Below are 23,090 nucleotides of genomic sequence, written 5' to 3'. Positions count from 1 at the left end.
CCCAACCGGTATGGCGGCGATCGAGGACCGTCACGCCTACGCTCACCGGTAACTGAAGAGACAACCGTCTATTCAACTCCGGGAGAGGAACAGTATGGCGACTCGACGCACCTTGGCCGCCGGCCTGCTCGCCGCGGTCACCGCGGCCGTCGCGGTGGGCACCCCCGCCGTGGCCGCCCCCACGGGCGACATCCGGCTCGCCGGCACCGCCACCGCGGTTCCCGGCAGCTACATCGTGGTCCTCAAGGCCGGCGCCAAGTCGCCGGCGGCCGGCCTCAGCGGTCAGATCAAGCAGCGCCTCGAGGTCATCAACGGCTACGAGGCGAGCATGACCGAGGCCCAGGCCAAGCGGCTCGCGGCCAGCTCCGGAGTCGCCTACGTCGAGCAGAACCAGACGATCTCGCTGTCGGCCACCCAGAACAACGCGACCTGGGGCCTGGACCGGATCGACCAGCGGGCCCGGCCGCTGAGCACGACCTACACCTATCCGGTCACGGCCTCGAACGTCACCGCCTACATCATCGACACCGGAATCCGCTACACGCACAACGACTTCGGCGGGCGGGCCACCGCCGGTTACGACGCCGTCGGCACCGGGGCGGTCGACTGCAACGGCCACGGCACCCACGTGGCGGGGACCGTCGGCGGCACGACCTACGGCGTCGCGAAGCAGGCCCGGCTGGTCGGCGTCCGCGTGCTGAACTGCTCGGGCAGCGGCACCACGGCCGGCGTCATCGCCGGCGTCAACTGGGTCGGCAACCAGACCGCCCGCCCCGCGGTGGCCAACATGAGCCTCGGCGGCGGCGTCAGCAGCACGCTGGACAACGCGGTGAACACGGCGATCTCCCGCGGCATCACCTTCGCCCTGGCCGCCGGCAACTCCTCGGCCAACGCCTGCAACTCGTCGCCCTCGCGCGTGGCCGCGGCCATCACGGTCGGCGCCACCACCAGCACGGACGCCCGGGCGAGCTACTCCAACTACGGCACCTGCGTCGACATCTTCGCCCCCGGCTCGTCGATCACGTCGGCCTGGTACAACTCCGCCTCCGCGACCAACACGATCAGCGGCACATCGATGGCCAGCCCGCACGTGGCGGGTGCGGCGGCGCTGGTGCTCTCGCGCAACCCCGGCTACTCCCCGGCCCAGGTCCGCGACAACCTGGTCAGCAACGCGACGCCCAATGCGGTCACCAACCCCGGCTCGGGCTCCCCGAACCGGCTGCTCTTCGTCGTCCAGTAGCTCAGCACCGCCGGCGCCCGGTCTCGCCCCGCGAGGCCGGGCGCCCGGCATCTCGATCGTGCTCACGGAGGCGTCACGCCACCGCTCCGCCGCGCCATCCCCAGCCCCCACCCGCCGCGCCATCCCCAGCCCCCACCCGCCGCGCCATCCCCAGCCCCCACCCGCCGCGCCATCCCCAGCCCCCACCCGCCTCGGGGCGTTGTGGGGTGGAACTTACGACCTGTCAAGCGTGACGGGGCCGGTTGTCCACAGGGCATGGACGTGCCGAATTGCCGCCGGCGGCTCAGCAGGGATCGAATGCAGTACATATCCTGCACTGCGTGACCACGAAGCTGCGGAACGTGATCAGATCCGGAGTGGCGCCGTGAGCACGTTGTGGCGCAATCGCGAGTTCACTCTGCTGTGGACGAGCCAGAGCCTGTCCGATCTGGGCGGGGCGATCGCCACGCTGGCCATTCCACTGCTGGTCCTCGACGTGACCGATTCCGCCCTGCAGGCCGGCGCGGTGGGCACCGCGGCCCAGGTGGCCAAGCTGGTCTGCCGCCTCCCGTCGGGAGTCCTGGCCGACCTGCTCAACCGCCGCCGCGCAATGCTCGCCTGCGACGTCATCCGGCTGCTGGCCTTCGTCGCGCTGGCCGTGGCCGTCGCCACCGGCCACGCGGGTCTGACCGAGATCGTCGTCGTGGCCATCGTCGACGCGGCTTGCGGATCACTGTTCAACACCACGGAACACGCGGCCCTGCGCAGCATCGTGCCGGCCACCCAACTGCCGGACGCGGTCGCCCGGAACGAGGCCCGCAGCTACGGCACCTCACTGGCCGGGCCCCCGCTCGGCGGCGTCCTCTTCGGGATCACCGCCGCGCTGCCGTTCATCGGGAACGCGCTGTCCTATCTGGCCTCACTCATCGGCATCGCCCTGATCCGCAAGCCCCTGCAGGCCGAACAGCGGCCACATCACCACGGGCACGGCGCCGCGCTGCTGGAAGGTCTGCGTTTCGTCTTCGGCAACTCGTTCCTGCGGACCGTCCTGATCATCGCGGCCCCCCTCAACCTGGCCCTGTACGGCTCGATGTTCACAATCATCGTCACCCTGCAGGCCAACGGCGTGACCCCCGGCGTGATCGGCCTGACCGAGACCATCGTCGGCGCCGGCGGGCTGGCCGGGGCGCTGGCCGCACCCGCCCTGCAGCGCCGGCTCTCGTTCGCGGTCCTGATCCGGGGTCTGTGCTGGGCGGCCACCCTGTTCCTGGCGGTCAGCGCCTTACTCACCGGCAGCGTGGCCGCCGCCGCCCCGATCGCCCTGGCGATTTTTGTGGGGCCGGCCTGCAATGCTGCCCTCTTCGGCTACCAGGCCGCCATCACCCCCGACCACCTGCAGGGCCGCGTGCTCAGCGTGATCTTCCTGTTCGCCATGTCGGCCGCGACCGCGGCCCCGCTGCTGGCCGGCGTCTTCGTCACCGCCTGGAGCCCATCGGCGAGCATCCTGCTGTTCGCAGCCGCCGTCTCGGCCTCGGCCTCGGCCGCTACCCTGGCCCCGGCGATCCGCGAGATGCGCCCACTGCAGGACGCCGTCCCGACCTGACTGGACACCGAGCGCGGGACAGCCGGGGCCGGACCGAGCGTGAGCAGGGGCCGGGGCCATGCGCCGGCCGGGCCGGAGCAACGCGAAGCCAGGGAAGCAACGCGCGGGCAGGACTGAAAAAGGGCCGGCCGGGTCAGCGGTCGTCGGCCAGGCGGTGGCGATACTCGCGCATGGCCAGGGCGTACGTCTGCTCGTCGAGCCGCCAGTCGACATCCCCGGGCTCGCCGGCCTGCCGGTTGAGCTGGGTCTGCAGCGTCATGACGGCCGAGGAGAGCCCGCTGAACGGGCGACCGCGCCACAGCTGCTCCCCCGCTGGGGCGACCTCGACCAGGTCGTCCTCGACCACGATCAGGCCGGCACCGGCCAGGCGGCGCACCGACTCCTCGAGCTCGGCCCGGCTGGGCACGCTGTGGTGCAGGAAGTCGGCCGCGGCGAGCAGGTCGGCCAGGCTGGCGCCGACCATGGGCAGGGCGGCGTGCTGAGCGCGGTCACGCTCGAGGCGCTCGGCGATGACCGCGGACACGAAGATCCAAGCGTCGTTCCACTGCCAGCCGCCAGCCCCCATGCGGCAATGATGCCGTGCGACCCGGGCGCCGGGAAGCAAATGTGTCGCGTTGATCGCAAACCTGTAACCGATGATCTTGCCTGCTAAACCGAATCAGTGGCGTAAACCACTCAGTCCTTTGTAGACGACCGGAGGCCGTCAGCAGCGGAGGCGGGAGCCAGATCAGATGACGCAGCAACAGATGCGGAAGCAGGCTGAGCCGCGACCGGCACCGTGCACAGCGGCAGGAACAAGTGCACCAGCGGCCCGATGGCCAGAGCGTAGGCGACCGTGCCGACCCCGACCGTGCCCCCGAGCAGGAACCCCACTCCCAGGACCAGCACCTCGATCGACGTGCGGACCAGCCGGATCGACAACCGCGGGAAGCGCCCGACGATCCCGGTCATCAGCCCGTCGCGCGGGCCCGGCCCGAACCGGCTGCCGATGTAGAGGCCCGTCGCCAGACCGTTGAGCAGGATGCCGCCGATCAGATAACCCACCCGGGCCGGCATCGTCCCGCCCTCGGGCAGCACCCGCAGCGCGCCGTCGACCGCGAACCCGACCACGACCAGGTTGGCGATCGTGCCGAAGCCGGGGCGCTGCCGCAGCGGGATCCACAGCAGCAGGATCGGGATGCCGAGCAGGATCACCACCCAGCCGAAACTGACCCCGGTGACCTCGGACAGCCCCTGGTGGAACACGTCCCAGGGGTTGAGGCCGAGCGCCGACTCGACCATGAAGGCCATGCTCACGCCGTAGAGCACCAGCCCGGCGAAGAGCTGGACGGTGCGGCGAACGAGACGACGATCTCTGTTGTCACTGGGGTCCATGAATGCCACTCTGAAGGCCAATTGTGCGAACCTGAAGAGCCAATTCGCCGGAGGTGGCTGTGACGACGACGATACGTGGGGGCCAATTAGCCCGGCTGCTCGGTCAGTGGCATTCGCTTCCGGGTCGTCACCGCAGTCCCGACTACGCGGCTCTCGCCGCCGCGGTGCGGGGCCTGCTCTCCGACGGTCGGTTGCCCTTGGGCGTACGCCTTCCGGCCGAGCGCGAGCTGGCCGAGGCACTCGCTGTCAGCCGTACGACGGTCAGCGCCGCCTATCGCACCCTGCGCGAGACCGGCCACCTCACCAGCCGGCGCGGCGCCGGCAGCTGGACCACCCTGCCCAACGGCCACCGGGTCGCCACCTCGGGTCTGTGGACGCCGGACGACGACCGCAGCGTGATCGACCTCGGGGTGGCCGCCTCGGCCGCCCCGGCCGAGCTGGTCCCGGCCGCGCGCGCCGCCGCCGACGACCTGCCGCGCTACCTGGGCAGCGCCGGCTACCACCCGACCGGGCTGATCGAGCTGCGCGAGGTGGTCGCGGCCGGCTATCGGGAGCGCGGGGTGGCCACCTCGGCCGAGCAGATCCTGATCACCGGCGGCACCCAGCAGGCCCTCGACCTGGTGTTGCGCCTGCTCACGCCGCCCGGTTCACCGGTGCTGGTGGAGGCGCCGACCTATCCCAACGCGCTGGCCGCGCTCTCCGCCCGCCGGGCCCGGATCAGCACCCACGGGCTCGACACGGCCACCGGCTGGGACGGCGAGATGCTGCTCGGAGCACTGCGGCAGACGCGCCCCCGGCTGTCGTACGTGATCCCCGAGTTTCACAACCCGACCGGGCATCTGATGACCACCGACCTGCGGGAACGGCTGGTCGCCACGGCTCACAGCACCGGCACCGACCTGGTCGTCGACGAGTCGTGGGTCGACCTGCGGCTGGACGGCGGCGAGATGCCACCGCCGGTGGCCGTGTTCGACCGGCACTCGCGGGTGGTGTCGATCGGCGGCATGAGCAAGGGTTACTGGGGTGGCCTGCGAATCGGCTGGGTGCGCGCGTCGGCGCCGCTGGTGCAGCGTCTCGCGGCCATCCGGGTGGGCGTCGACATGGCCAGCCCGGTGCTCGAGCAGCTCGTCGCCGTGCGCCTGCTCGCCCAGTCGGCCCAGATCCTCGGCGACCGCCGGGCCGAGCTGCGCCGGCAGCGGGACGTGCTGGCCGCGGCCATCACCGAGCTGCTGCCGGAGTGGAGCTTCGTGCTGCCGCCCGGTGGCGCCACCATCTGGGCCGAGCTCGACGGCCCGATCTCCAGCGCGCTGGCCCGGGCGGCCGAGGACGTCGGCGTACGCCTGGCGCCCGGCCCCCGGTTCGGGCTGGACGGCACGCTCGAGCGTTACCTGCGGCTGCCGTTCGCGCTGCCGGCCGAGGACCTGACCGAGGCCGTACGCCGAATCGCCTCCGTGCGGCACGACCTGGACCGGGCGTCGACCCCGTCCTGGCGCACCCCCTCGGTCATCGCCTGACGCCACACCCGGACTCGGCGCGCACGAAGGCCCGGCGCTCGCGAGGGCTCGGCCCCGCACGAGGGACGGGTCTGGAGCGGGCCGGTCAGATCAGCCAGGTGCCGTCCCGCATCAGCAGCCGGTCCGGGATCTCGTTCTCCTCGCGCCAGGCCTGGACGCGCTCCGGGCGCAGCGCCAGGAAGACGTAGGAATCTCCCGCCGTCCGGGGGTCCCAGTCGTTCTGGGCGGCGTAGGCCGCGCCCTCGGCCGGCGCCTCGGTGACCGGGATCGTCCGCTCCAGCACCGCGTCGATCAGCACCACGTCGCGGGTCGGGCCCAGACCGATCCGGGCCCGGCCCCGCGCCGTGAGGTTGCGCGCGGTCGGCGACGTCTTCGAGGTGGCGAGGAGGATGCGGTCGTCGAGCCAGGCCAGGGTGAGCGGCACCAGATAGGGCTCGCCGTCGCCGGCCGTGGCCACCCACGCGTCCACCACGGCCGAGCCGAGCCGGGCCAGGACGTCCGCCTTGCGTTCCTGCTTCGACCTCGTGTCGTGAGCCATCGCCGCAGAATACGACGACCGGGGCCGGGCCGCGGCCCCGCGACGGCGAAGCGGCCGGGGCGTGAGCCCTGGCCGCTTCGGGTGAGACGGGATGGGACGGGGTCAGATCTGCGCGAGCGAACCCGCGTACATCTTGTCGATGTGCTCGGCGAAGTTGGTTTCGACCGACCGCCGCTTGATCTTCATCGACGGGGTGATCTCGCCGGCCTCGATGCTGAGGTCGCGCGGCAGGATCGCGAACTTCTTGATCGTCTCCCACCGGTTGAGCTTGGCGTTGAGCTGCTGCACGTAGCCCTCGACCATCTGCTCGGTCTCGGGCGCGGCGACGATCTCCTCGTAGCTCTTACCGGCCAGCGGACCGCTCGCCGCCCACGCCTTGATCGCGTCCTCGTCGAGCGAGATCAGCATGGTGACGAAGTTGCGGGCCTGTCCGACCACGACCGCCTGCGACGTGTAGGGGCAGACGGCCTTGAACTGGCCCTCGATCGCGCTCGGGGCGATGTATTTGCCGCCGGACGTCTTGACCAGGTCCTTCTTACGGTCGGTGATGCGCAGGAAGCCGTCGGCGTCGAGCTCGCCGATGTCACCGGTGCGCAGGAAGCCGTCCTCGGTGAACGCCTCCTCGGTCTCTTTCGGCAGGTCGTGGTAGCCCCGCATGACCGGCTTGCCGCGCAGCAGCACCTCGCCGTCCGAGTCGATCTTGCACTCGAGGTCGCCCAGCGGCAGACCGACCGAGCCGATCCGCAGCTTGTCGAGCCGGTTGACGAAGTTGGCCGCGCTGCTCTCGGTCAGGCCGTAGCCCTCCATGATCGGCAGGTTGGCCGCGGCGAAGAACTCGGCGATCTCGCGGCTGAGCGGCGCCGAACCGCTGACCAGCACGCGCAGCCGGCCGCCGAGGCGCTGCTGCAGCTTCGAGAAGACCAGCCGCTCGGCCACGGCGTACTTCAGCTTGAGACCGGCGGGCACGGGCTGGCCGGCCTGCTCGAGCTCGACCTTCTGCCGGCCGATGGCGACGGCCCAGTGGAAGATCTTGGTCTTCGCGCCGCCGCCGGCCAGCGCCGTGGTGACGGTCTTGTTGTAGACCTTCTCGAAGATGCGGGGCGCCGCGCACATCAGCGTCGGCTTGACCACCGACAGCATGTCGACGAGCTTGTCGACCCGGCCGTCCACGTAGGTCGGCACGCCGACGTGGATGATCCCGCAGAGCAACGTCTTGCCGAACGAGTGCGACAGCGGCAGCCACAGATACTGCAGGTCGGACGACTCGAACAGGCCGAGACCCTGCTGGGCCACACCCTCCCAGGTCCACCCGGCGTGCAGCAGCTGCACGCCCTTGGGGCGGCCGGTGGTGCCGGAGGTGTAGATGAGGGTGGCGAGGTTGTCGGGGCCGATCGACTCGACCACTTCCTCGATCAGGGTGGGGCGCTCGCGCAGGACGGCGGCTCCGCGCTTCTCCAGCTCGGCCAGGGTGATCTGCGGCGGGGTGGCGCCCGCGTCGGCCGGGCCGTCGATGAGCACGACGTCGGTCACGGCGGTGTCGGCGCCGGAGATCTTCAGCGCCTGCTTCGCGTCCTCGGCGATCAGCACCTTGGACCCCGAGTTGGCCACGATGAAGCTCGCGTCCTCGGGCTCGGTGGTCGGGTAGACGGTGGTGGTGGCGCCACCGGCGCAGTTGATGCCGAGGTCGGCCAGCACCCACTCGAAGCGCGTGCCGGACAGGATCGCGACGCGGTCCTCCAGGCCCACACCGAGGCCTCGAAGGCCCGCCGCGATCGCCGACGCGCGCTCACCCACCTGCGCCCACGTGAACCAGACCAGGCCCGTGTCGTCGGCATTGGGCACCGCGAACGCCTGGCCGTTGGGGGTGGCGGCCACGCGCTTGAAGAACATGTCGGGGATCGACCGGTAGGGAACCTCGAGAGCCATCGGCGCCGCCTTATGGTCAGTTGTCCGGGGGATTTAACGTTCTGGTTACCGCAGGGTATTGGCACGGCGGCGGGACGGCTAGTGCCACCCCGGGACCGTCGGCTGGCAAGGTTCTGCCCGCCAAGTGTATCGAGCGCCACATCGCGTCGTCTCACGACGTGAAACGTGCCTGGTGGGCAGCGAGGCGACCGGCTTGACGGCAATTGTCACGCTTCCGGACGGGGACGGTAGTTGCCCTCCGGCATGCATTTCTCAGCAGATTCCCAGCGGTCAGCGGACCGGGTTGCCGGCCTCGCGCAGCGACTGCTTGACCTGGCCGATCGACAGGTCGCCGAAGTGGAAGACGCTGGCCGCGAGCACGGCGTCGGCCCCGGCGGTCACCGCGGGCGGGAAGTGCTCGACCACGCCGGCGCCGCCGCTCGCGATCACCGGGATGCCGACGACCGCCCGGACGGCGGCGATCAGGTCGAGGTCGAAGCCCGCCTTGGTGCCGTCGGCGTCCATCGAGTTGAGCAGGATCTCGCCCGCGCCCAGCTCGGCCACCCGCGCGGCCCACTCGATCGCGTCGAGGCCGGCGCTGCGCCGCCCGCCGTGGGTCGTGACCTCCCAGCCACTCGGCTGCTCGGCCGACCGGCGTACGTCCAGCGACAGCACCAGCACCTGGTTGCCGAAGCGCTCGGCGATCTCGCGGATCAGCTCCGGCCGGGCGATCGCGGCCGTGTTGACCCCGACCTTGTCGGCGCCGGCGCGCAGCAGGACGTCGACGTTCTCGACCGAGCGGACGCCGCCGCCGACGGTGAGCGGGATGAAGACCGACTCGGCCGTGCGCCGGACGACGTCGAGCATGGTGCCGCGGTCGTCGGACGAGGCCGTCACGTCCAGGAAGGTCAGCTCGTCGGCCCCCTGCGCGTCATAGGCGGCGGCCAGCTCGACCGGGTCACCGGCGTCGCGCAGGTCGACGAAGTTGACCCCCTTGACCACGCGTCCCGCGTCCACGTCGAGGCAGGGGATCACGCGCACGGCAACCGTCATGCCTCAACCCTAACGAGCGGGCGGCGGCAGCTCTCCGCGTGGTTCGCTCGACCGTTAAGCATCGTCGAGGCCGTCCACCCCACGATGTAGCGTGACTGAATGATCGACCTGGGTCGTCTGCGCGCTCTGCACGCCGTGGCCAGCTATCAGACCGTGCTGGCGGCGGGCGAGGCGCTGCACTGCACGCCGTCCGCGGTGTCGCAGCAGCTTGCCAAGCTCGAGCGCGAGACCGGCGCCACCCTGGTCGAGAAGGACGGGCGGCGGCTGCGGCTCACCGAGGCCGGCCGGGTGCTCGCCCGGCACGCCGAGAGGGTGCTGGCCACGGTCGACGAGGCCGAGGCGGCGCTGGCGGCGCACCGCGACACCGTGGTCGGCCGGCTCACGGTGGCCGCGTTCGCCACCGCCTGCCGCGCCCTGTTGCCGTACGCGTTGCAGCGTCTCGCCTCGGATTACCCGCAGCTCAGCACGGGGCTGGTCGAGTTGCACCCGCACGAGGGGCTGGAGTCACTGCACCGCGGGCACGTCGACCTGGCCGTGGTGGACGACTGGCCCGAGGTGGCGCTGCGCTATCCCGGCGGCGTCACCCACCGGGAGCTGGGCTGGGACGCCGCCGACCTGATCGTGCCGAGCGGGCACCGGTTCGGCGACACCGTCGCGTTGGCCCGGGTGCGCGACGAGCGGTGGATCGCCGCCAAGACCGGCGACATCTGCCACGAATGGCTGCTCCGGGTGTTCCCGGGCGTGCGACCGGACTTCCACGTGGCCGAGTTCGAGACTCAGCTCACGCTGATCGCGGCCGGCCTGGGGGTCGCGGTCATCCCCCGGCTCGCGCGGCCGGCTTCGCTTCCCGAGGGCGTACGCGTGGTCAGCCTCAGCCCACAGCCGCGGCGCCGGGTCGTGGTGGCCTGGCGCGAGGCCTCCGCCGCCCGCCCCGCTGTCGGGGCCGCCGTGGAGGCCTTGCGCGAGTCGTGGCTCAGGGCCGGGCAAGCACGTCCAGCGCCTGCCGCACCGTGAACGCACCGGCGTAGAGCGACTTGCCGGCGATCACGCCTTCGACGCCGACCGGCTCCAGCGCGGCCAGCGCCCGCAGGTCGTCCAGCGTGGACACACCGCCGCTGGCGATGATCGGCTTGTCGGTGGCGGCACACACCTCCCGCAGCAGCTCGACGTTCGGGCCGCGCATCGTGCCGTCCTTGGTGATGTCGGTGACCACATAGCGCGACGCGCCGGCCTTGTCCAGCCGGGCCAGCACCTCGTACAGGTCGCCGCCGTCGCGGGTCCAGCCGCGGGCCGACAGCGTCCGGCCGCGGACGTCGAGGCCGATCGCCACCCGGTCGCCGTACTCGGCCACGACGCGGTCGCACCAGTCCGGGTCCTCGAGCGCGGCGGTGCCGATGTTGACCCGCTCGCAGCCGGTGGCCAGGGCCCGGGTCAGCGACTCGTCGTCCCGGATGCCGCCGGACAGCTCGACCTTGACGTCGAGCCGGCCCACCACGCCGGCCAGCAGCTCGGCGTTGGAACCCCGGCCGAAGGCGGCGTCCAGGTCGACCAGGTGGACCCACTCGGCGCCGTCGTTCTGCCAGGCCAGCGCGGCCTCGAGCGGATCGCCGTAGGCCGTCTCGGAACCGGCGGCGCCCTGCACGAGGCGGACGGCCTGGCCGTCCGCGACGTCGACGGCGGGCAGCAGCTGCAAGGTCATGTCTGTCTCTCCAGGTGATCAACCGGCCGGGCGGCCGGGGGTCGGTCGGACTGTGCGGCCGGGGTCGGGATCGGGCCTGGAACCGTGCCCGGGCGTCAGCCGGCCCGGCGGCCGAGGACGACGACCACGAGGGCTGGTGCGGCCAGCACGACGACCGCGGTGAGCACGATCCGCAGGGACATCTCGGGCACGAACAGCCAGATGGCGGCGACGGCGACCAGCGGCACGAGCAGGATGCCGATCCGTTCACCGCGGCCGCGACGATGCAGCCGCCCGGCGTTGCGGGGGCGCGGCGTCAGACGCTGGACCAGTTGCCGCCGCTGCTGCCGCCGGGCCACCTTACGGGCCCGGGCGGCCTTCTGCTTCTCGTGGACGGCGAGCCGCTCGGCCCGCCGACGGGCACGTTCCTTCGACATCTACAGGCCGGCGACCCAGTTGCGCAGCAGCGCGTAACCCGCGTCGCCCGATTTCTCGGGATGGAACTGGGCGGCGCTCAGCGGGCCGAGCTCGACCGCCGCCGCGAACGGCCGGTCGTGGGCGGCCGTGGTCACCCGCGCGCCGGCCTCGGCCAGGGCCGGGAGGTCGTTGGCCGCGTACGAGTGGACGAAGTAGAACCGCTCGCCGGCCAGCCCGTCGAGCAGCCGTGAGCCCTCCGCCGCCTCCACCGTGTTCCAGCCCATGTGCGGGATGCGCCCGGCGGTGAGCTTGTCGACCACGCCGGGCAGCAGACCCAGGCCCTTGGTCTCGACGCCGTGCTCGACACCGGCGTCGAACAGGATCTGCATGCCCACACAGATGCCGATGACCGGACGGCCCGCGGCCACCCGCTCGGCGATCATCGGACCGGCGTCGATCTCGGCGATCCCGGCCATGCAGGCCGCATAGGCCCCCACACCCGGCACGACCAGGCCGTCGGCCTCGGCCGCGGCGGTCAGGTCGCTGGTCACGGTGACGTTCACCCCGGTACGTGCGACCGCGCGCTCGGCCGAGCGCAGGTTGCCCGACCCGTAATCGAGAACCACGACGTCCGTCATCAGACCGACCACAGGATTCCGCCCGCCGTGGCCAGGGCGGCGAGCACCCCGACCAGGCCGATGCTGAACTTGGTGGCCCCCGACTTGACCAGCTGGATCACGCCGCCGGCCAGGAAGCCGGCCAGGATGAACAGCGCGATGGCCATCAGAGCACGCCCTTGGTCGACGGCAGCTGGCCGGCGTTGCGCGGGTCGATCTCGACGGCCTCGCGCAGCGCCCGGGAGAACGCCTTGAACTGGGTCTCGACGACGTGGTGGGCGTCGGGCTTGCCGCCGTCCCGGGCCGCCCGCAGCACGCTGACGTGCAGGGTGAGCTTGGCCGCGTGGCCGAACGACTCGAAGATGTGCCGGGTCATGCTGGTCGGATAGACCGGGCCGATGTAGGGGGCGAGCTCGGGCTCGTCGTGCACGATGTAGGGCCGGCCGGACAGGTCGACCGCGGCCCGCACCAGCACCTCGTCCATCGGGATGGTGGCCGAGCCGTACCGCCGGATCCCGGCCTTGTCACCCAGCGCACGCGAGAACGCGTCACCGAGCGCGATGGCCGTGTCCTCCATCGTGTGGTGGGCGTCGATCTCGAGGTCACCCTCGGTGCGCACGGTCAAGTCGAAGCCGCCGTGCCGGGCGAGCTGGTTGAGCATGTGGTCGTAGAAGCCGACGCCGGTGCTCAGGTCGCCCTGGCCGGTGCCGTCGAGGTCGATCTCGACGAGCACCTTGGTCTCGTTGGTGACGCGCTCGATGCGCGCGGTGCGGCTCACGACAGGGCCTCCAAGAATGATTCGGTCTCTGCGGGAGTGCCCGCGGTCACGCGCAACCAGCCCGGCAGGCCGACGTCGCGGACCAGGACACCGCGGTCGAGCAGGCGCTGCCAAGCGATTTTCTGATCCCCGCCCACCTCGAACAGCACAAAATTGGCGTCGCTGTCGGCCACCCGCACCCCGCGCGACCGCAGGGTGGTGACGATGTGGTCGCGCTGCTGCTTGATCACCTCGACGGTGGCCAGCAGGGCGTCCCGCTGCGACAGGGCGGCCCGGGCGGCGGCCTGGGTGATCGCCGAGAGGTGATAGGGCAACCGGACGAGCTGCACCGCGTCGACCACGGCCGGATCGGCGGCCAGATAGCCCAGCCGGCCGCCGGCGAAGCCGAACGCCTTGCTCATCGTGCGGGTGACCACCAGGCGCGGGTGCCCGGGCAGCAGGGCGAGCGCACTCGGCGTGCCCGGGCGGGCGAACTCGGCATAAGCCTCGTCGACCACCACCAGCCCCCGCGCGGCCTCGATCACCGCGGTGACCACCTCGGGATCGAGCGCCGTGCCGGTCGGGTTGTTGGGCGAGCACAGGAAGATCAGATCGGGGTCGTGCTCCTCGATCTGGGCCAGCGCGGCGGCCGGGGTGAGCCCGAAACCGGGGTCGCGCAGCGCGCCGATCCAGCGGGTGCCGGTGCCCTGGGCCAGCAACGGGTGCATCGAATAGGACGGGCCGAAGCCCAGCGCCGTGCGGCCCGGCCCGGCGAACGCCTGCAGCAGCTGCTGCTGGATCTCGTTGGACCCGTTGGCCGCCCAGATGCCGGCCCCGGTCAGGCCGTGGCCGAGATAGTCGGCCAGGTCGGCCCGGAGCGCGACGGCGTCCCGGTCGGGATACCGGTTGAGGTCGCGCAGCTCGGCCTGAACCGCCTTGGCGATCGCGTCGACGACCACGTCGGGCAGCGGATACGAGTTCTCATTGGTGTTGAGCCGCACCGCCACGTCGAGCTGCGGAGCCCCATACGGCAGCTGGCCCCGCAGGTCGTCGCGGATGGGCAGATCGTCGATGGTGGTCATGCCCCGAACCTCGCCCGCACCGCGTCGCCGTGAGCCGGCAGGTCCTCCGCGTTGGCCAGCGCGACCACGTGACCCGCGACGTCGCGCAGGGCGGCCTCGTCGTACTCGATGACGTGGACGCCGCGCAGGAACGACTGGACCGACAGCCCGGACGAGTGCCGCGCGCAGCCGCCGGTGGGCAGCACGTGGTTGGAGCCGGCCGCGTAGTCGCCGAGCGACACCGGCGACCAGGCCCCCACGAAGATCGCCCCGGCGTTGCGCACCCGCAGCGCCCACTCGCGGGCGTCGCGGGTCTGGATCTCGAGGTGCTCGGCGGCGTACGCGTCGACGACCCGCAGCCCCTGCTCGAGGTCGTCGACCAGCACGACGCCGGACTGCTCGCCGGCCAGCGCGGTCTGCACCCGGGCGGCGTGCTTGGTGACCGGGACCTGGCGCAGCAGCTCGGCCTCGACCGCGTCGATCAGTGCCTCGGAGTCGGTGACCAGCACGCTCGCGGCCAGCGGGTCGTGCTCGGCCTGGCTGATCAGGTCGGCCGCGACGTGACGCGGGTCGGCCGTGTCGTCGGCCAGGATGGCGATCTCGGTCGGGCCGGCCTCGGCGTCGATGCCGACCGTGCCGCGCAGCATGCGCTTGGCCGCGGTGACCCAGATGTTGCCCGGGCCGGTGATGACGTCGACCGGCTCGCAGCGATCACCCTCGCCGGCCCCGTCGGAGCCGTAGCCGAGCATGGCGATGGCCTGGGCGCCACCGACGGCGTAGACCTCGTCGACCCCGAGCAGCGCGCACGCGGCGAGAACGCGGGAGTCGGGCAGGCCGCCGTTCTCCTTCTGCGGCGGGCTGGCCACGACCAGGGCCTCGACGCCGGCCTCCTGGGCGGGCACGACATTCATGACCACGGTGGACGGATAGACCGCCAGGCCACCGGGGACGTAGAGACCGACGCGGCGCACCGGGATGAAGCGCTCGGTGACCGTGCCGCCGGGCACGACCTTGGTGGTGACGTCGGTGCGGCGCTGGTCGGCGTGCACCTTACGGGCACGCTCGATCACCACCTCGAGGGCGGCGCGCACGTCGGCCTCGAGGTGCTCGACGGCGGCGGCGATGGCGGCGGCGGGCACCCGGAGGCGCTCGAGGGTGACGCCGTCGAACCGCTCGGTGGCCTCGCGGATCGCGGAGAAGCCATGGTCATGAACCGCCTCGACGACCGGTCGGATCCGCTCGACGGCCACGGAGACGTCGAGCTGGGCACGGGGCAGCAGGCCTCGCGGGTCCCGGTGGGAGCCGCGCAGGTCGATCCGGTTCAGCACGCCGCCAAGTCTAAGCGCCACCTCCGACAACTCCGCGACCGCCGCAGGCCGGCTCACCTCATGAGATCCCCCACCCCGGCCTCGCCCGGGTGGCGGGGTGGGACGGGTTGACCATGGTGAGGCGACCGATAGGCTGAACCCGTGAGCACGCGGCTGCCGGTATTCCCCCTGGGTACGGTGCTGTTTCCCGGCCTGGTGCTGCCCCTGCACATCTTCGAGGAGCGCTATCGCACGCTCGTGCGCGAGCTCGTGGCCAGCCCCGAGGACGGGCCGCACGAGTTCGGCGTGGTGACCCTGCGTCGCGGGTCCGAGGCGCCCGCTCCCGACAGCGACGACAGTGACGAGCCGGAGACGCCGCCGATCGAGGTCGACGATCTCTACCCGACGGGCTGCACGGCCGAGCTGCGCCAGGTCACCGAGCTGCCCGACGGGCGCTACGACATCATGACCGTCGGCCGGCGGCGGTTCACGGTCAAGGACGTACGCCAAGGGGACGAGCCCTATCTGACCGCCGACGTCGAGTGGCTGCCCGACGAGTCGGCCGACCAGACGGCCGAGTTGCTGGCGCCGCGGGCCCTGGCCGCCTTCCGGGCCTACCTGGAGCTGCTGCGCCCCGACTCCGAGGTGCTCGACGCCGTCCCCGGCGACGCCACCGTGCTGTCCCACCTGATCGCCGCGACCGCCCAGCTGACCACCGACGAGCGGCAACTGTTGCTCTCGGCGCCCGACACCGCGACCCGCTTGCGCACCGAGCTCAAGCTGCTCAACCGCGAGGCCGGCCTGCTGGCCCGCGTGCGCGCCGTCCCCGTCCCGCTCAGCGACCTGGCCCGCCCGGCCAGCCCCAACTAGCCGCGCCGCCCAGCCCGAACCAGGCGCGCCGCCCAGCCCGAACCAGCCGCGCCGCCCGGCCTGCCCCCACCAGCCGCGCCGCCCGGTCGGCCCCGACCAGCCGCGCCGCCCGGCCAGTCCCGACTAGCCGCGCGGCTCGAGAGGCGGCTGATAGTCGCGGGAAGCGACCGGCGGCTGGTAGTCGCGCGGATCCTCCGGCGGGTAGTTCTCGAGGTCGTTGTTGGGGCCGTAGCCCGGCTTGGCGCCGGGCTGGTCGAGGTCGGGGTCGTTGGACCAGCCGGCCATCAGCGTCAGGGCGATCGCCGCGGCGAAGGCCGGGACCAGCATCGGGCCCAGGGAGTGCACCTCGGGCGGCGCCGCGTAGGTCTGACCCTGCTGCGCCGTCTCGATCCAGCTCCGGTAATCGGCGCGGCCGATCAGCTCGCCGACCCACGGGGCCACCAGCCAGCCCGCCCCGAGCGCGCCCAGCACCACGCTGAGCAGCAGGAACGGGCCGCGGTCGCGACGCAGGATCAACCACGCGCCGATCGCGACGAGCAGGCCGAAGGCCAGGCCGAGCAGCGTGAACCAGCCGTCGGCGGCGATGTATTCCTCGGGCGACGGGTCGTTGACCACGACGCCCGCCTGACCCGCGTCGATCACCGGCACCGTGGGGGCCAGCCAGCGCCAGAGCAGGCCGAGCGGCCCACCCAGGGCGAGGATGACCAGCAGGCAGCCGACCGCGACGACCAGCGTCCGTTTCCACGGCCGCGGCGAGGACCCGCGCAGGTCGAACGGGCGGCCGAAGAGCGTCCGGGTCGGGCCGCTCGGGTGGACCGGCTCGTATCCGCCCGCGGGGGCGCCGTAATCGAGCGCCGGGCGTTCGCCGGGGTGCTGAGGCGGCGCCGGTTCCTGACTCGCGTTCACCCTACGATCCTGCCAGGTGTCGCGCTGTCTCGTCCCCCGTGCCCGGTCACGACGCTCAGACCACCGCGGACGGGCCGAGGATCGTCTTGAGGTCGGCCCGCAGCGCCGGCGTCGGGGCGACCCGCACCGCGCCCAGCCGCAGGACCGTCGTCCGGCTGCCGTTCTGCAGGTGGACGTGCACCTCGGCGTCGCCGGGATGGCTTTTCAGGATCTCTTTCAGCTCGGACACCAGCGGCGGCGTGCACCGGGTGATCGGCATGGTCAGCGTGACCGGCTTGCTGTCGGGGTTGTGGCTGACGTCGGGCAGCGACATGTCCATGGCCATGATGCGCGGGGTGTCGTCACGCCGGTCGACCCGGCCCTTGACCACCACGATCGCGTCCTCGGCGATGAACTGGCCGATCACCTCGTAGGTGTTGGGGAAGAACAGCGCCTCGACGCCGCCGGCCAGGTCCTCGAGCGTGGCCGAGGCCCAGGCCCGGCCCTGCTTGGTGATGCGGCGCTGCACCCCGGTGAGGATGCCGGCCAGCGTGACGACCTGGCCGTCGGGGACCGACCCCTCCTCGTTGAGCGCGGCGATCGTCGTGTCGGCCGAATTCTGCAGCAGCTGCTCGAGACCGGCCAGGGGGTGGTCGCTGACGTAGAGGCCGAGCATCTCGCGCTCGAAGGCCAGCTTGTCGCGCTTGTCCCACTCGGAGTCGCCGATCGTCGGCATGGCGACCGTGGCCGCGCTGCCGCCCTCGGTGTCGCCGAACGCCCCGAACAGGTCGAACTGGCCGGCCGCCTCGTTGCGCTTCACATCGGCGTACGCGTCGATGGCCTCGGCGTGCACGGCGAGCAGGCCCTTGCGGCTGTGCCCCATCGAGTCGAACGCGCCCGCCTTGATCAGCGATTCAATCGTCTTCTTGTTGCAGACGACCGCGTCCACCTTGGACAAGAAGTCGTAGAAGTCCTGGTAGTCGCCCTTTTCGGTGCGGCAGCGGGCGATCGCCTCGACCACGTTGTGGCCGACGTTGCGCACCGCGGCCAGGCCGAACCGGATGTCCTTGCCGACCGGGGTGAACGGCCCGGCCGACTGGTTGACGTCGGGCGGCAGCACCTGGATGCCCATGCGCCGGCACTCGGCCAGATACATCGCCATCTTGTCTTTGTCGTCGCCGACGCTGGTGAGCAGTCCACCCATGTATTCGGCCGGGTAGTGCGCCTTCAGATACGCCGTCCAGTAGGACACCAGGCCGTAGGCGGCGGAGTGCGCCTTGTTGAACGCGTAACCGGCGAACGGGACCAGAACGTCCCACACCGCCTGGATCGCCTCGTCGGAGTAGCCGTGCGCGCGGCAGCCGTCGCGGAACGGGCCGAACTCCTTGTCGAGGATCTCCTTCTTCTTCTTACCCATGGCCCGGCGGAGCAGGTCGGCCTGGCCGAGGCTGTAGCCGGCCAGGATCTGCGCGGCGCGCTGCACCTGCTCCTGATAGACGATCAGGCCGTAGGTCGGCTCGAGGATCTCGCGCAACGGCTCCTCGAGCTCGGGGTGGATCGGGGTGATGTCCTGCAGGTTGTTCTTACGCAGGGCGTAGTTGGTGTGCGACTCGACGCCCATCGGGCCGGGGCGGTAGAGCGCCAGCACGGCCGAGATGTCCTCGAAGTTGTCGGGCTTCATCAGCCGCAACAGCGACCGCATGGGGCCGCCGTCGAGCTGGAACACGCCCAGGGTGTCGCCCCGGGCCAGCAGCTCGTAGGCCGCCGGGTCGTCCAGCGGCAGCGCCAGCAGGTCGAGGTCGAGGTCGTGGTTGAGCTTGATGTTCTTGACCGCGTCGTCGAGGATCGTGAGGTTTCGCAGCCCCAGGAAGTCCATCTTGAGCAGGCCGAGCGTCTCGCACGTCGGGTAGTCGAACTGCGTGATGATGACGCCGTCGGCGGCCCGGCGCATCAGCGGGATGTGGTCGATGATCGGCTCAGCCGACATGATCACGCCGGCCGCGTGGACACCGGTCTGCCGGATCAGGCCCTCGATGCCGCGCGCGGTGTCGATCACCTTTTTGACGTCCGGGTCGGTGTCGTAGAGCGTGCGGACCTCACCGGCCTCGCTGTAGCGCTTGTGGTCCTTGTCGAAGATGCCCGAAAGCGGGATGCCCTTGCCCATCACGTCGGGCGGCAGCGCCTTGGTGATGCGGTCACCGACGGCGAAGGGGTAACCGAGCACGCGGGCCGAATCCTTGATCGCGGCCTTGGCCTTGATCGTGCCGAAGGTGGCGATCTGGGCGACCTTGTCGTCGCCCCAGCGCTCGGTGACGTAGCGGATGACCTCGCCCCGCCGGCGCTCGTCGAAGTCGATGTCGACATCGGGCATCGAGATGCGCTCGGGGTTGAGGAACCGCTCGAAGATCAGGCCGTGCGGCAGCGGGTCGAGGTCGGTGATGCCCATCGCGTAGGCCACCAGCGAGCCCGCGGCCGAGCCGCGGCCCGGGCCCACGGCGATGCCGTTGCGCTTGGACCACTGGATGAAGTCGGCCACCACCAGGAAGTAGGCCGGGAAGCCCATCTGGATGATGACGCCGAGCTCGTACTCCGCCTGCTTGATGTGCGTGTCGGGGATGCCGGCCGGGAAGCGGCTGCGCAGGCCCTCGAACGCGACGTGGCGGAAATACTCCTCCTCGGTGTAACCGTCGGGGATGGGGAACCGGGGCATCAGGTTCTTGAAGGTGAACATGCCCTCGGTGTCGACCCGCTCGGCCACCAGCAGCGTCGTGCGGCAGCCCTCCTGCCAGGCCTCGGACGAGTCGACCGCGCGCATCTGATCGGCCGACTTCACGAAGTAGCCGTTGCCGTCGAAGCGGAACCGGTTGGGGTCGGCCACGTTGCTGCCGGTCTGCACGCAGAGCAGCACGTCGTGGGCCGCGGACTGCTCCTCGTGGACGTAGTGCGAGTCGTTGGTGACCAGCGGCTTGATGCCGAGTTTCTGCCCGATCTCGATCAGGCCGTCACGTACCCGCTTCTCGATCGACAGGCCGTGATCCATGATCTCGAGGAAGTAGTTGTCCTTCCCCAGAGCCTCCTGGTACATCGCGGCGGATTTCAGGGCCTCGTCGAAGTGGCCGAGCCGCAGCCGGGTCTGCACGATGCCGGACGGGCAGCCGGTCGTGCCCATGATGCCCTCGGCGTGCTCGGCGATGATGTCGAAGTCCATCCGCGGGTACTTGCCGAGCTGGCCCTCGATCGACGCCCGCGAGTTGAGACGGAACAGGTTTTTGAGACCGACGGCGTTGCGGGCCCACATCGTCATGTGGGTGTAAGCGCCGTTGCCGGAGACGTCGTCGCCCTTCTGCTCCGGGCGGCCCCACTTGATGCGGCTCTTGGTCAGGCGGGACTCGGGCGCCACGTAGGCCTCGACGCCGATGACCGGGGTGATGCCGGCCGCCTTGGCCTGGGTGTAGAAGTCGTACGCCCCGTGCATGTTGCCGTGGTCGGTGATGGCCGCGGCCGGCATGCCGAGGCGGGACGCCTCGGCCAGCAACTCCTTGACGCGGGCGGCTCCGTCGAGCATCGAATACTCGGTGTGCACGTGGAGATGCACGAACGAGTCAGACACCCCGGGCCCCCTTAAGTTGTTGGACCCAGCGACTCTAGCCGCACCCTCGGACCGGATTCGAGGGCTACGCGCGTGTCATTCGGCGAATGGCTCGATCATCACACTGGCCGCCTTGAGCCACGCCGTCCGCGTCTCCTGCTGGAGCTCCGCGTACTCGATGGAGGAGCCCACCTCGAGCGCCTGGTCGTAGGGCACGACGGCGACCGCGCGGGTGCGGGTGGCGAAGTGCTTGGCGAAGTCGTCGAGCAGCGGCAGCGGCCCCGGCGACGGGCACGAGATCAGCGTGACCGCGTTGGAGACCAGGTCACCCATGCCGCTGTCGTCGAGCACGTCGAGCATCCAGTCGGCGGTGAACGCGGCGTCCTCGCGGGGCACGGTGGTGATCACCAGCTGGTCGGCCTGGCGCATGACGGTCTGCCAGTTGACGCTCTCGACGTTGTTGCCGGTGTCGACGCAGATCACGTCGTGCGTGCGCCGCAGCAGATCCATCACCCGGCGCACCGTGGCCTGGTCGAGCCGGGCCGCGAAGCGCGGGTTCTCCTCGCCCGCGAGCACGTCGTAGGACCCGTCGGAGGCGTGCCGCAGGTAACCGTCGAGCTCCTGCAGCAGGGCGTCGGCGTGCAGGTTCTCGATCTGCATCAGGTCGGCCAGCAGATGCTTGATCGTGCGGGCGTGGCGGGCGCTGCCGGCCCGCAGCCCGAGGGTGCCGCGCAGCTCGTTGTCGTCCCAGGCGAGCACGCCCCGGCCCCGGACGCTGCCGATGGTGGCCGCGGCCAGCACGGTCGCGGTCGTCTTGTGCACGCCGCCCTTGGGGTTGGCGAAGGCCAGCACCCGCGGCTTGCCGAGCTTGCGGCGCATCACCGCGACGGCCCGCTCGAGCTGCTCGTCGGCGCGGCTCTGACGCCACTCGATGCGCGCGGGGGCCGGCGAGGTCGGCTGGGGCGCGACCGGCTGCGGCATCGGCTGGGGCACCGGCTGCGGCATGACCGGCATGACCGGTGCCGCGGCGGAGGCACGCACCTGCGGGTACTCCCGGCCCGGCGGCGGAGCGGCCGGCGGGCGGGCCGAGGGGCTGAAGAAGCTGTGCTGCTCCTCGGCCGGCGGCGCGAGCGAGGGCGGCGCGAGCGAGGGCGGCGCGAGCGGGGCCGGCGGCGACGCGACCGGGGGCGGGGCCATCGGCGGCGCGGCGGCGGCCCGCCGGGGCGGGGCCTCGGCCTGGCGCTGCCGGCGCGGGTCGAGCGGATTGACCGGCCGCTGCGGCATCGGGCGCGGCTCGGGCTGTGGCGGCTGCGCCTCCGGTCGCTGCTCGTAGCGGCCCGCGCCGTACTGCCCGCGGGTCTCCAGCGGGTTGATCGGGCGGCGGGTCGGCAACGGCTGACCATATTGCTGCGACTGGCCGGGCGGCGCCGGTGGCGCCTCACGCTCCGGCTCGGGCTGCTCCTCGGCCTGCCGGGAACCGTGCCGGGCGCGGTCGAGCAGCGCCCGCCATCGCGGGGCTGGTTCCGCAGGCCGGCCCCAGCCGGTCTCGGTCCCGTCCACGGCACGTCCTCCCTGCACTGCTTCGTCTGCCGGTGATCATGCCCCGGACTCCTCGCCCCTGACAGGCTACGGAGCGAACCCCGATCGGGCCACTGCCCGTTTGCTGGAGCCGGGCCCGCCGCCGCCGGCGTCGCCGGCGGACGAGAAAACTAACGCCCGGACACGGCTCAAGGTGCTGCCGAGCGGCTCGTCACATCATGAGCAGGAGTCACGTCCGAAGCAGAGGGTACGGCAGGACGCTCCTGCGGCGCCGGGATGGACGGCGGCGTCGTGCGGACGGCGCCGGTCGATGAGGCAGATGTCACAGACGCCTCGGGCGACGACATTATCGGCGCCGGAGGGCGGGAGGCAATGCCCCCGGACCCGGTTGGCACAGCGGGCGAGCGGGACGGTTCGGCGGGAACTGTGCCGTTCTGCTCGGGCAGCGGCGGCCGGAACTCCGTACGGTCGAGCTGCCGCACCTCCGGAGCCGGATCCACCGCCCGGACCCCCGGCCGGTCGGCCACGCCGCGCAGGGCGGCCGGCGCGGCCCGGACCACGGCCGCGAAGGCACAGGAACACCCCGAGCGGTACGCCGAGGCCTCCGCCGACGCCGTGCGGGCAGCCGACAGGTACGCCCGCCGGGCGCGCACCTGATTCTCGTCGTCCCCGGTGAGGCGGCGGGCCAGCTGCTCGTATTCGGCGTGCTCGCGATCGCGCTCCAGGGCCGTGTCGAGCATGCCCGAGAGCACGTCGGCCGGCAGCCGGTAGACCGGGATGCGGACCACCGGGGTGTGCCCCTCGGCCAGCGACACCCGGGTGTACACCTGGGCCACCGCCGTGTCCGCCAGCAGGTCGGGCAGCACGCCGGCAGCCACGTAGTCCTCCAGGCTGACCAGGGCCCAGGTCTCGCCGGCCGCGGGCGCCGACGGGTCGGTCAGGGCACCCAGCTCGTCGCGGGTCGCGTCGAGATAGCCGGGCACCGTCTGGCCCTGCACCACGCCGACCCGCACGACATCACCCGGATCCCCGGCCGGCACCGTCTCGGGCCTGCTCAGCCAGAGGGTGCCGAGCAGCAGCACACCGGCCGAGGCGACGGCGACCGCCGCCACCAAGCGCGTCGCGGGGGCGCCGCGCAAGGCGTGCCCCCGTACTCGATGATCC

General features: G+C 71.7%; 21 protein-coding genes. 5 read left to right on the top strand and 16 right to left on the bottom strand.

The annotated features are described in order from the left end of the window. Nucleotides 1–94: 94 nt before the first annotated feature. Both NAG42_RS13100 and NAG42_RS13095 read left to right on the top strand, forming a co-directional pair. Nucleotides 95–1,240 (top strand): S8 family peptidase, encoded by a 1,146-nt coding sequence (locus NAG42_RS13100; protein WP_284045269.1) that lies wholly within the window; start codon nt 95–97, stop codon nt 1,238–1,240. Nucleotides 1,241–1,604: 364 nt separating this feature from the next. After that, nucleotides 1,605–2,822 (top strand): MFS transporter, encoded by a 1,218-nt coding sequence (locus tag NAG42_RS13095; RefSeq protein ID WP_250030506.1) that lies wholly within the window; start codon nt 1,605–1,607, stop codon nt 2,820–2,822. Between the two features lie 133 nt (nt 2,823–2,955). Here NAG42_RS13095 and NAG42_RS13090 read toward each other — a convergent pair whose 3' ends face one another. Together NAG42_RS13090 and yczE are read right to left on the bottom strand one after the other, a co-directional pair. After that, nucleotides 2,956–3,387, bottom strand: a complete 432-nt coding sequence (locus NAG42_RS13090) for a hypothetical protein (protein WP_250030505.1) — start codon at nt 3,385–3,387, stop codon at nt 2,956–2,958. A 110-nt stretch (nt 3,388–3,497) separates the two neighbouring features. Next, nucleotides 3,498–4,196, bottom strand: coding sequence for a membrane protein YczE (yczE, locus tag NAG42_RS13085; protein WP_250030504.1), 699 nt, complete (start codon nt 4,194–4,196; stop codon nt 3,498–3,500). A gap of 59 nt (nt 4,197–4,255) precedes the next feature. Here yczE and yczR point away from each other — a divergent pair, with 59 nt between their 5' ends. Next, nucleotides 4,256–5,710 carry a MocR-like transcription factor YczR gene (yczR, locus tag NAG42_RS13080; protein WP_250030503.1) on the top strand — a complete coding sequence of 485 codons (1,455 nt, stop codon included), beginning with the start codon at nt 4,256–4,258 and terminating at the stop codon, nt 5,708–5,710. An 85-nt stretch (nt 5,711–5,795) separates the two neighbouring features. Here yczR and NAG42_RS13075 read toward each other — a convergent pair whose 3' ends face one another. From NAG42_RS13075 to hisF, 3 genes are all read right to left on the bottom strand, one after another. Continuing rightward, nucleotides 5,796–6,248, bottom strand: coding sequence for a pyridoxamine 5'-phosphate oxidase family protein (locus NAG42_RS13075; protein WP_250030502.1), 453 nt, complete (start codon nt 6,246–6,248; stop codon nt 5,796–5,798). 102 nt (nt 6,249–6,350) lie between these two features. Beyond that, nucleotides 6,351–8,174 (bottom strand): AMP-dependent synthetase/ligase, encoded by a 1,824-nt coding sequence (locus tag NAG42_RS13070; RefSeq protein WP_250030501.1) that lies wholly within the window; start codon nt 8,172–8,174, stop codon nt 6,351–6,353. 270 nt (nt 8,175–8,444) lie between these two features. Then, on the bottom strand, nt 8,445–9,206 hold the full coding sequence (gene hisF, locus NAG42_RS13065; RefSeq protein ID WP_250030500.1) for an imidazole glycerol phosphate synthase subunit HisF: 762 nt from the start codon (nt 9,204–9,206) through the stop codon (nt 8,445–8,447). A 99-nt stretch (nt 9,207–9,305) separates the two neighbouring features. Between hisF and NAG42_RS13060 the strand changes: the two genes are divergently transcribed. Then, nucleotides 9,306–10,220, top strand: a complete 915-nt coding sequence (locus NAG42_RS13060; protein ID WP_250030499.1) for a LysR family transcriptional regulator — start codon at nt 9,306–9,308, stop codon at nt 10,218–10,220. Here NAG42_RS13060 and priA read toward each other — a convergent pair. The 7 genes from priA to hisD form a co-directional block, all read right to left on the bottom strand. Then, complete coding sequence (priA, locus tag NAG42_RS13055; RefSeq protein ID WP_250030498.1) at nt 10,180–10,905, bottom strand: bifunctional 1-(5-phosphoribosyl)-5-((5-phosphoribosylamino)methylideneamino)imidazole-4-carboxamide isomerase/phosphoribosylanthranilate isomerase PriA; 726 nt, start codon at nt 10,903–10,905, stop codon at nt 10,180–10,182. The two genes, NAG42_RS13060 and priA, sit on opposite strands and share 41 nt — an antisense overlap. 95 nt (nt 10,906–11,000) lie before the next feature. Further along, nucleotides 11,001–11,321: a hypothetical protein gene (locus NAG42_RS13050; RefSeq protein ID WP_250030497.1), complete on the bottom strand. Its 321-nt coding sequence runs from the start codon at nt 11,319–11,321 to the stop codon at nt 11,001–11,003. After that, nucleotides 11,322–11,939 (bottom strand): imidazole glycerol phosphate synthase subunit HisH, encoded by a 618-nt coding sequence (hisH, locus tag NAG42_RS13045; protein ID WP_250030496.1) that lies wholly within the window; start codon nt 11,937–11,939, stop codon nt 11,322–11,324. Further along, nucleotides 11,939–12,085, bottom strand: coding sequence for a CG2302 family histidine operon protein (locus tag NAG42_RS13040; RefSeq protein ID WP_250030495.1), 147 nt, complete (start codon nt 12,083–12,085; stop codon nt 11,939–11,941). The genes hisH and NAG42_RS13040 overlap by 1 nt, the downstream gene beginning before the upstream one ends. Beyond that, nucleotides 12,085–12,696 (bottom strand): imidazoleglycerol-phosphate dehydratase HisB, encoded by a 612-nt coding sequence (hisB, locus tag NAG42_RS13035; protein WP_250030494.1) that lies wholly within the window; start codon nt 12,694–12,696, stop codon nt 12,085–12,087. The genes NAG42_RS13040 and hisB overlap by 1 nt, the downstream gene beginning before the upstream one ends. Beyond that, nucleotides 12,693–13,757, bottom strand: a complete 1,065-nt coding sequence (locus NAG42_RS13030) for a histidinol-phosphate transaminase (protein WP_250030493.1) — start codon at nt 13,755–13,757, stop codon at nt 12,693–12,695. Before NAG42_RS13030 ends, hisB begins: the two co-directional genes overlap by 4 nt. After that, nucleotides 13,754–15,064: a histidinol dehydrogenase gene (hisD, locus tag NAG42_RS13025; protein ID WP_250030492.1), complete on the bottom strand. Its 1,311-nt coding sequence runs from the start codon at nt 15,062–15,064 to the stop codon at nt 13,754–13,756. The genes NAG42_RS13030 and hisD overlap by 4 nt, the downstream gene beginning before the upstream one ends. A gap of 141 nt (nt 15,065–15,205) precedes the next feature. Between hisD and NAG42_RS13020 the strand changes: the two genes are divergently transcribed. Further along, complete coding sequence (locus NAG42_RS13020) at nt 15,206–15,913, top strand: LON peptidase substrate-binding domain-containing protein (RefSeq protein WP_250030491.1); 708 nt, start codon at nt 15,206–15,208, stop codon at nt 15,911–15,913. 123 nt (nt 15,914–16,036) lie between these two features. On the opposite strand, the gene NAG42_RS13015 is transcribed toward NAG42_RS13020, so the two are convergent. The 4 genes from NAG42_RS13015 to NAG42_RS13000 form a co-directional block, all read right to left on the bottom strand. Continuing rightward, entirely contained in the window at nt 16,037–16,819 is a 783-nt protein-coding gene (locus tag NAG42_RS13015) for a DUF2567 domain-containing protein (protein WP_250030490.1), read from the bottom strand. Nucleotides 16,820–16,874: 55 nt separating this feature from the next. Beyond that, nucleotides 16,875–20,408 (bottom strand): DNA polymerase III subunit alpha, encoded by a 3,534-nt coding sequence (dnaE, locus tag NAG42_RS13010; RefSeq protein WP_250030489.1) that lies wholly within the window; start codon nt 20,406–20,408, stop codon nt 16,875–16,877. 75 nt (nt 20,409–20,483) lie between these two features. Continuing rightward, nucleotides 20,484–21,947 (bottom strand): MinD/ParA family ATP-binding protein, encoded by a 1,464-nt coding sequence (locus tag NAG42_RS13005; protein WP_250030488.1) that lies wholly within the window; start codon nt 21,945–21,947, stop codon nt 20,484–20,486. 167 nt (nt 21,948–22,114) lie between these two features. Continuing rightward, the gene (locus NAG42_RS13000) at nt 22,115–23,065 is read right to left on the bottom strand and encodes a hypothetical protein (RefSeq protein WP_250030487.1); all 951 of its coding nucleotides are present in this window, start codon (nt 23,063–23,065) and stop codon (nt 22,115–22,117) included. Nucleotides 23,066–23,090: the final 25 nt, after the last annotated feature.

This window comes from Paractinoplanes maris (assembly GCF_023544465.1).
Taxonomy (GTDB): Bacteria; Actinomycetota; Actinomycetes; order Mycobacteriales; family Micromonosporaceae; genus Actinoplanes; species Actinoplanes maris.
The sequence above is the reverse complement of the archived record's forward strand: the minus strand, read 5'-3'. Positions and strand labels throughout refer to the sequence as shown.

Excerpts from the sequence above, each read along its gene's own strand:
- NAG42_RS13100 (WP_284045269.1), top strand. The coding sequence starts at position 95 with ATGGCGACTCGACGCACCTTGGCCGCCGGCCTGCTCGCCGCGGTCACC.
- NAG42_RS13090 (WP_250030505.1), bottom strand. The coding sequence starts at position 3,387 with ATGGGGGCTGGCGGCTGGCAGTGGAACGACGCTTGGATCTTCGTGTCC.
- yczE (WP_250030504.1), bottom strand. The coding sequence starts at position 4,196 with ATGGACCCCAGTGACAACAGAGATCGTCGTCTCGTTCGCCGCACCGTC.
- NAG42_RS13075 (WP_250030502.1), bottom strand. The coding sequence starts at position 6,248 with ATGGCTCACGACACGAGGTCGAAGCAGGAACGCAAGGCGGACGTCCTG.
- NAG42_RS13070 (WP_250030501.1), bottom strand. The coding sequence starts at position 8,174 with ATGGCTCTCGAGGTTCCCTACCGGTCGATCCCCGACATGTTCTTCAAG.
- hisF (WP_250030500.1), bottom strand. The coding sequence starts at position 9,206 with ATGACGGTTGCCGTGCGCGTGATCCCCTGCCTCGACGTGGACGCGGGA.
- NAG42_RS13060 (WP_250030499.1), top strand. The coding sequence starts at position 9,306 with ATGATCGACCTGGGTCGTCTGCGCGCTCTGCACGCCGTGGCCAGCTAT.
- priA (WP_250030498.1), bottom strand. The coding sequence starts at position 10,905 with ATGACCTTGCAGCTGCTGCCCGCCGTCGACGTCGCGGACGGCCAGGCC.
- NAG42_RS13050 (WP_250030497.1), bottom strand. The coding sequence starts at position 11,321 with ATGTCGAAGGAACGTGCCCGTCGGCGGGCCGAGCGGCTCGCCGTCCAC.
- hisH (WP_250030496.1), bottom strand. The coding sequence starts at position 11,939 with ATGACGGACGTCGTGGTTCTCGATTACGGGTCGGGCAACCTGCGCTCG.
- NAG42_RS13040 (WP_250030495.1), bottom strand. The coding sequence starts at position 12,085 with ATGGCCATCGCGCTGTTCATCCTGGCCGGCTTCCTGGCCGGCGGCGTG.
- NAG42_RS13030 (WP_250030493.1), bottom strand. The coding sequence starts at position 13,757 with ATGACCACCATCGACGATCTGCCCATCCGCGACGACCTGCGGGGCCAG.